The sequence below is a fragment of the Pseudomonadota bacterium genome, assembly GCA_022361155.1.
GTDB lineage: Bacteria > Myxococcota_A > Polyangia > Polyangiales > JAKSBK01 > JAKSBK01.
The window spans coordinates 1-7,331 of sequence record JAKSBK010000378.1; the positions used below are offsets into that span (position 1 = coordinate 1).

The window sequence follows — 7,331 nt, forward strand, 5'->3', positions numbered from 1 at the left end:
ACAAGGTAGCGAGCGCTGTGCCCGTTCGTTTCGTGGCCGCGTGTCAGCGGGGTCACCTGTCGGACTTCCGGTGGATCCTCTTCTGCCACAGTGATCGCGACGGCGGCATTTGCGACCGCCCGGAGCTGTACCTCCATGAGGGAGCGACCGGCGACTTCGGGAAGATCGTGGTGAAGTGCCGCAACTGCCACGAGAGGCAGCCCATGAACCGGGCGACGGTCCTTCCCTACGACTGCCACGGGGACCGCCCATGGCTCGGCGGGCGCGCCGCCAACGAGAGTTGCGACGAACGGATGAAGCTTCTGGTCCGGACGGCATCCGATGCCTACTTCTCGCAGTTCGTCAGTGCCCTCCGCCTGCCCGATCCCGAACCGGACCCGCTTCGTCGTCGAATCCGAGAGAAGGACGTTTGGAAGATCGTCAAGGACGCGAAGGATGCGGCGGCGCTCGAGACCCTGCTGGGGATCGTCGGCTTTCTTCGCGAGTCCCTGAGTGGCTACTCGGCGGCCCAGATTGCCGAAGTCGTGAAGCGGGAGCACGCCGCGGAAGCGGGCCAAGGTGAAGCGCCCCTCCGCTCCGCGGAGTTCGAGCGGATCACCTCGTCGCCCATGGAGCAGCCGGGCGTCGTGCCGGACGCCGGCGTCGAGTTCGCCGCCTACCGCGTGCCGAAGGAACGCACCGACTTCCCGCCAGGGATCGCCGAGCTGGTCGTGGTGCCGGAGCTCCGCGAAGTGAGGGTTCAAGTGAGCTTCAGTCGCTTCGACTCGGTGAGCGCGAACCTTCAGGGCGAGTTCGACTTCGAGGAACGGAAAATCAAGCCGGCGCCCCTCACCATGCCCGGCGGCAACGAGAAGTGGCTTCCCGCCGCCGAGGTTCGCGGCGAGGGGATCTTCGTCCGCCTCGACGAGGAGTATGTCCGCTCCTGGGAGAAACGCCCTGCCGTCCAGGAGCGCGCCGACAAGCTGCTGCGCGCGGTCGCGGCCGATGGCCGCGGCATCTTCCCCGGTGCCCGCTTCTACATGCTCCACTCCATGTCGCACCTCCTGATGACCGCGATCAGCCTGGAGTGCGGCTACGCGGCGAGCGCCCTTCGGGAGCGGATCTACTGCTCCCTTCCGGGTGAGCCCGACATGGCCGCGGTCCTCATAAGCACCGGCACCACCGGAAGCGAGGGCACCCTCGGCGGCCTGGTCGAAGAAGGCCGCCGGCTGCGCCGCCACCTCCGCGAAGCCTGGGATCTCGGCCGCCTCTGCTCCAACGACCCCGTCTGCGCCGCGCACGACCCGTCCAGCGACAGCAGCGACCGCCGCACCGAAGGCGCCGCCTGCCACGGCTGCCTCTACGTCGCCGAGTGTTCCTGCGAGCGCTTCAACCGCTTCCTCGATCGGGCCCTGGTCCTGCCCACCATCGGCAACGACTCCGACCTCGCCTTCTTCCAGGGGCGACCATGACGAGCCCGCGTTCGAGCCTGGCCGACGTCGCCACCTCTGCCCTCGAACGCCTTCGGGAAGCGATCGGAAGCGAAACGCTGAAGACCCCGCTGACGCGGTCCAGCCTCGTCAGCTTCGGCATCCGCCACCAACTCGACGCCCTCGCCGCCGCCCTCTCCGGCCACTCGCGCCCCGCCTGCCTCTCCATTCTCGACGTCACCCTCGCCGAGCGCGCCAAACACGACCGCCCATCCCCCGAGCTCGTCTGGACCGGCCCCGAAGGTCCCGCATCCACGGCGCGCGACACCGCCGTCGTCCTCCGGAGCCTCTTCGAGAGCGCCCACGACCACGTCATCCTCGGCGGCTACAGCTTCACCCATGCCCAAAGCGTCCTCGCGCCCCTCTACCGCGTCATGAAGGAGCGCAGCGTCCGCGCCAGCTTCTTCGTCGACATCAAACAACCCCAGGGCGAGACCGATCCCCCGGAACGCCACGCCGAAGAAGCCCTCGCCAAGTTCCTCCAGGACAACTGGCCCTTCGGCCCCCCGTACCCCCGCCTCTACTACGACAAGCGCGCCATCCAGCCCCCGCCCCCGTACTCCATCCTCCACGCCAAGTGCGTGGTCATCGATGGAGAGCGCGCCTTCGTCTCCAGCGCGAACTTCACCATGCAGGGCCAGGAGCGAAACATCGAAGTCGGCGTGCTGCTGCATGACCGCGCGTTCGCCGGGCATCTGGCGCGGCAGTGGATGTCGTTGATCGAGGCGGGGCACGCGGCCGAGTGGGTTCTCGACAATCCGCCTACGAGGATCCTATGACGGTCGCGCCAACAACAGCAGTTCGCTCGGTGAGCCCCGGAGCGAGCACAGGAGATCTGCCGTGAAGCCACTTAGCTTTCGCATCCGCAAGTATCGCAACATTCAGGATTCCGGAGAAGTCTCGCTCGCAGAGCACCTGACGTGCGTTGTGGGAAAGAACCAGTCCGGGAAGACGTCGCTGCTCAAGGCGCTGCACAAGTTCAACCCCCACGAACCCGAGCCATACGTCATCAACCGGGACTGGCCTCGAGGAGAGCGACGGAAGAAGGACAGCAAGCAGGTCGTCTGTGAAGTCGTCTTTTCCCTCGATGACGAAGAGCGCAAACATCTTGAAGAGCCTGCAGAATCAACAGTCAAGGCCGAGCGGGTCACGATCACCAAAGACTACGACGGGATCTTCGAGTTCCGCCTGGATGACGAGCATGCGAGGTTCTCGGAACAGCTCCATCCCAGCGACATCGACCGCATTGTGGGTGAACTCCCCGATTGCGCAGATCCCGTGAGCACGAACTTCGCCGAGGTGGCGGAAGCGTGCAAAGTGGAGGCCCAGCGCCTTGCTCGCGAAGGTAGGTTCACGGAGCTGGAAGCTCTTCGCCAAAAGCAGGAAGCCTCCCTTCGCGCTGAGATGAGCCAGGGGAACCAGAACCCTCAACACCAGCATGAGAACACTTTCTTCGGCCGATACAACAGTCGGTTAGACGAGATCCGGAAGAAGCTCGAATCCGAAAAGACACCGCGGCAGCGCGCTCACGACTACCTGATAGGCCGGGTGCCCACGTTCATCTACATGGACGACTACCGCGAGTTTCACGGTACCGCGCAACTTACAGATCTTCAGGGCAAGACTCGCCATAACGAAGAAGAACGCACCTTCCTGATGATCCTTAGGCTTGCAGGTCTCGACCTCGAGCAGCTTATCGAGCAAGGCGCATCGAAGGATGAGGACGAGGTTCGCGAACGTCAGCACGACCTCGAGGATGCGGCCAAGACCCTAACCAAGGATGTCGCTGGGCGGTGGGGGCAGAATCCGTACCGAATCCAGTTCCGAGCTGACGGGCAGACGTTCCTAACCGAAATCGAGGAGACCAATAAGGACATCGGCATGATCCCGCTTGAGGAGCAGTCCAAGGGATTTCGTTGGTTCTTCTCCTTCGACCTCCGGTTCATGCATGAGAGCAACGGCACCTTCGCGGGGTGCGTCCTGCTTCTGGACGAGCCGGGGCTCCATCTTCACCCGGGTGGACAAAGGGACCTGATTGATCGTCTCGATTCCTACGCGAAGGAAAACACACTGATCTACACGACCCACCTGCCATTCTTGGTCGATCTGCGAGAACCGGAGCGAATACGCGTCATGAGTGAGCAAGATGGCGCGGCCACGGTCACCGCGGATCTGATGAAGAGCGGGAAGGACGAGCGCCTGACTCTCCAGGCGGCGTTCGGGATGAAGCTCGATCAGCACTACCTCGTCGCCGACCGAAACCTCGTGGTCGAGGGAGTAGACGATTTTTGGATCCTCAGCGAGCTATCGAACCTGCTCGACCGGTCGGGAGAACCTGCCCTTCCGAACGACGTGATGATCTCGGCCGCGGGCGGCGCATCCGAGGCCGTGTACATGTCGACCTTCATGATCGGGCAGGCGCTTGAGGTCGTCACTCTGTTCGACTCCGACGAAGCGGGACGACGCGAGGAAGAAAAGCTCCGCACCAAATGGCTGCTGCTCTACAAGAACATCAAGGCCAAGTCTCTGCTTCTCGGTGCTGTCGTCGGAGAGAAGGGTGACTTCGCGATCGAAGATCTCTTCCCGGAAGACTTCTATCTCGAACGCTTTCACGAATCTCACCGCAACAAGCTTGCGGCGGTCGGTCAGACGAAAATCCAGGTCCCCAAAGACAAGGATCTTCTCGTGTCCCGGGTTGGGCGCGCCTGTGATGCGGTGAGCGTGAAGTTCAACAAGGGAAGCTGATCCGTCGAGATATCAGGAAGATGCGGAAGGCATCTGAACTACCCAAGGGTACGGAGGCCAAGGCGCGAAGCTTGATCGAGGTGTTGCGAAAGGAGTTCGACAAAGAGCAACCCCAATAGCGGCGTCTCAGGGCGAGGACAGAGTCAATCCTATTGTTAGTGGAAATTCGGCAGTGGCCTCCGGTGCATGTTCACGCTGCCTCGGCGTAGTCTGATCTCTTGGGAGTGAGGTGTAGCTCGTTCATGATGGCTTGGCGGAGCTTGGGGAGGTGCTTGTATCCCATCACCCTGTTGAGTCTTGGCTCGATGTCCAACAATGCCGCGGCCAGCCACCGCTGTCGCTGACTGGAGTTCTTCCAGTAGTCGACGCGCTGGCAGCGTTCCTCTGCCTGGGCGTTGACCGACTCCAAGCAGTTGGTGGTCTTGAATTGTGGGTCACACCGCGATGTACTGCGCCGACTGGAAGCACACCATCGATTACGTAGACAAGGCAGCCAGTGTCCTTGCGCAACGCCAACCCCAACGTTGGGCCAAAGCGATGAAGGGTGCGCTGTGGAACCGTGAGCGCAAGAAGGTCCAGCGCTTGATGGCGCGTGCGCGCGAGCGCCGTGTGGAGTCGCTGCCGCAGCATTTGGACAAGTGTCCGGTACAAGCACTTGGCACCTATGTGGAAAACAACTGGGAGCGGCTGAAAGCCAAGGAGTTCAAGGAACGTGAACTGGATTTCGTCAGCGCTCGGGCCGAGGCTCAAGTCCGCGACCGTACCAAGTCACGCTTCGCGGTCCCGGGAGCCTGGAGGCACGAGAATCTGGAGGGCAAGGCCACGCTGCGTGCGATGATTGCCGACGGGCGATGGCCTGGTTTCCGCGAGCACTACCTGCGCGCCGGTCGCGAACGATTCGCCGAGCAACTCGAACAGCGGCTGCGCGCAGCGGTTCAGCAGGGGCGCTTGTCCCCTGCATGCTCGCCCATGATAACCCCAAGCCAGCAGGTTGCAGCCCCGTCAATTCCTCACGCAGCCAAATAACGATCGCCCGTCCAGCCTTCTACCGTTCAGCCATGCCCGCCCGGTATGCCCGACTCCTCGCTCGCGCTCCTCAGCGCAGCTCGGAACGAGCCTCGGGAACGTGGGTGATCAGATCGCCCTCATCCGCAGGCCCTTGACACCGAGGCTCCTGTTTCCGAAGCTCAAAGTGGTGACGAAGCCAAACTCGTCCCCTCCAAGACGACAGCCCCCAACCCCTTCATCCCGCCGACTCCATCCACTCCCTTCCCCCTTACCCACCTTCCTCAAGCTCCCACCCTGCTCGCGTCCCGCTCGACCGACTCCCGCCCGCCCGCCCGCCCTGGATCACCGGCTGCCTCCCCTCGCCCGCTCCCGACCCATCGCCTCCCCCCGCCCCCGCGGAGTCCCTAATGATCGGCTTCGAGACCGTCGGCAACGCAACTCTAATTTGCTACGATCGCACACCCGTCCTCGTCACGGACCCATGGATCTCTGGTCGGGCCTACTTCGGGAGTTGGGGCCTGACACACGAGATTCCGATACCTCAACTTGATTCCATCCTGAACGCTGAGTACCTCTGGTTCTCCCACGGACACCCTGACCACCTCGACGCCGACTCACTGGACCGCTTTCAGAACAAGAAGATCCTCCTCCCGAACCACGTCGGCGCCAGGATTTACCACGATCTCGCTTCCCGGGGCTATAACGTCTCCATTCTCCCCGACCGCGAATGGGTCGAACTCTCCCATCACATAAGAGTGCTCTGCATCTCCGACTACTACCAAGACTCTCTTCTCCTTCTCGACATCAACGGTAGGCTGGTCGTCAATCTCAATGATGCAACGGATCGTGGGTGGGGCCGCTTCGTTCGAAAGATCATCAAGAACTACGACGTGACCTTCCTCCTGAAGCTTATCTCCTATGGCGATCCCGACATGAACAACTTCTTCTCCGAAACTGGAGAGCGCATACCAGTCCTACAAAGGTTCAGTTTGGGGCAACGACTTCAGTTTTGGGCCGAACTGTACGGGGTCAGATACGTCGTACCCTTCAGTTCCTTTCACCGTTACCAAAGAGCCGACAGCATCTGGGCAAACGACTACGTCGCAACCTTCGAGGACTACAAAGATGGTTTAACGTCCAATAGATTTGAGCTCTTACCGCCATTCATCTCTTACGATTGTGTCTGCGATACGCTCTCTGAACTTCGTCCAGCTAAGACGGCCGTTGTCGTCCATCAGCCAGATACATTTGGAGACACATGGAGCGACCAACTCCAGTGTACCGACGTCACGATACTTGAAGACTATTTTCGATCTATCGAAAGCTTAAGCGACCACCTCGACTACGTTCGGCTTCGAGTTGGCAAGAGAGACATGACGATTTCCGTGAGTTCAAGAAATTTCAAGAGAGGAATCACTTTCGAAGTGCCTCGCTCTAGTTTAATGACTGCGGTGAGGTACGAAATCTTCGACGACCTCCTGATTGGGAACTTCATGAAAACGACAGTTCACCACCTGGCGCCTCGTGATTTCAACCGGTACTTCACAGCCCCTGCTGCAAAATTCGCAGATAACGGCAGGGCCAAATCAAAGAATGAGCTGAAGGCCTACCTCCAGGCTTACAGGAGGAGAGCGTATCTGGACTTCATTGTCCACTCATTTGAGAGGGAGTCCGAGCGACGATTTCGAAGCTTCGTCCATAGAGACTCGGCTGTGTTCGAGTGGGCTAAGAGAGGGTACCGGCTGCTCAAGGCATAAACCACCCTGTCAATGCCGCGGTTCGGATGAATGGCGCCACCGGTTGGTATCCGTGAAGTGGACCGGCTGTTGTCGAATGTCGCTGTGTGTCCGGCGGACTTGTTTGCCAGCTGGGTGCCGTTCGTGCTGGGGGACCGAACCGAGGCGCGTATCGCGCTGGATTGGACGCACTTCGATGCGTACAAGCATTCGACCATCGCCGCCCATCTGATCCCCCAGGTTGCATAAAACGGCGTTGGCGTAGCTGAAAGTACTTGCGGAAGCCTCTGCAAATCGCGAAGAAACGAACTGAAAGATTCAACTCTTCAGCGATAAACAGAAGGCCACCGCAAGTGAAATCTAGCAGAGCAGA

The 7,331-nt window shown here is 60.8% G+C and carries 7 protein-coding genes; 6 read left to right on the top strand and 1 reads right to left on the bottom strand.

The features are described 5' to 3' along the window. Positions 1-32 precede the first annotated feature (32 nt). From MJD61_14435 to MJD61_14445, 3 genes are all read left to right on the top strand, one after another. Positions 33-1,451 (top strand): DUF1998 domain-containing protein, encoded by a 1,419-nt coding sequence (locus MJD61_14435; protein MCG8556468.1) that lies wholly within the window; start codon positions 33-35, stop codon positions 1,449-1,451. Then, positions 1,448-2,248 (top strand): DISARM system phospholipase D-like protein DrmC, encoded by an 801-nt coding sequence (gene drmC, locus MJD61_14440; protein MCG8556469.1) that lies wholly within the window; start codon positions 1,448-1,450, stop codon positions 2,246-2,248. Before MJD61_14435 ends, drmC begins: the two co-directional genes overlap by 4 nt. Positions 2,249-2,309: 61 nt before the next feature. Further along, positions 2,310-4,214: an ATP-binding protein gene (locus MJD61_14445; protein ID MCG8556470.1), complete on the top strand. Its 1,905-nt coding sequence runs from the start codon at positions 2,310-2,312 to the stop codon at positions 4,212-4,214. A gap of 190 nt (positions 4,215-4,404) precedes the next feature. On the opposite strand, the gene MJD61_14450 is transcribed toward MJD61_14445, so the two are convergent. Beyond that, entirely contained in the window at positions 4,405-4,623 is a 219-nt protein-coding gene (locus tag MJD61_14450; protein ID MCG8556471.1) for a hypothetical protein, read from the bottom strand. A 20-nt stretch (positions 4,624-4,643) separates the two neighbouring features. Here MJD61_14450 and MJD61_14455 point away from each other — a divergent pair, with 20 nt between their 5' ends. The 3 genes from MJD61_14455 to MJD61_14465 all read left to right on the top strand — a co-directional run bounded on the left by MJD61_14455 (position 4,644) and on the right by MJD61_14465 (position 7,207). Beyond that, positions 4,644-5,240 carry a hypothetical protein gene (locus MJD61_14455; protein MCG8556472.1) on the top strand — a complete coding sequence of 199 codons (597 nt, stop codon included), beginning with the start codon at positions 4,644-4,646 and terminating at the stop codon, positions 5,238-5,240. A gap of 389 nt (positions 5,241-5,629) precedes the next feature. Next, on the top strand, positions 5,630-6,979 hold the full coding sequence (locus MJD61_14460) for an MBL fold metallo-hydrolase (protein ID MCG8556473.1): 1,350 nt from the start codon (positions 5,630-5,632) through the stop codon (positions 6,977-6,979). Between the two features lie 30 nt (positions 6,980-7,009). Then, positions 7,010-7,207, top strand: a complete 198-nt coding sequence (locus MJD61_14465) for a hypothetical protein (GenBank protein MCG8556474.1) — start codon at positions 7,010-7,012, stop codon at positions 7,205-7,207. Positions 7,208-7,331 lie beyond the last annotated feature (124 nt).

Bases quoted from the DNA above. Each gene is read 5' to 3' on its own strand.
- drmC (MCG8556469.1), top strand. From the start codon at position 1,448: ATGACGAGCCCGCGTTCGAGCCTGGCCGACGTCGCCACCTCTGCCCTC.
- MJD61_14465 (MCG8556474.1), top strand. From the start codon at position 7,010: ATGGCGCCACCGGTTGGTATCCGTGAAGTGGACCGGCTGTTGTCGAAT.
- MJD61_14460 (MCG8556473.1), top strand. From the start codon at position 5,630: ATGATCGGCTTCGAGACCGTCGGCAACGCAACTCTAATTTGCTACGAT.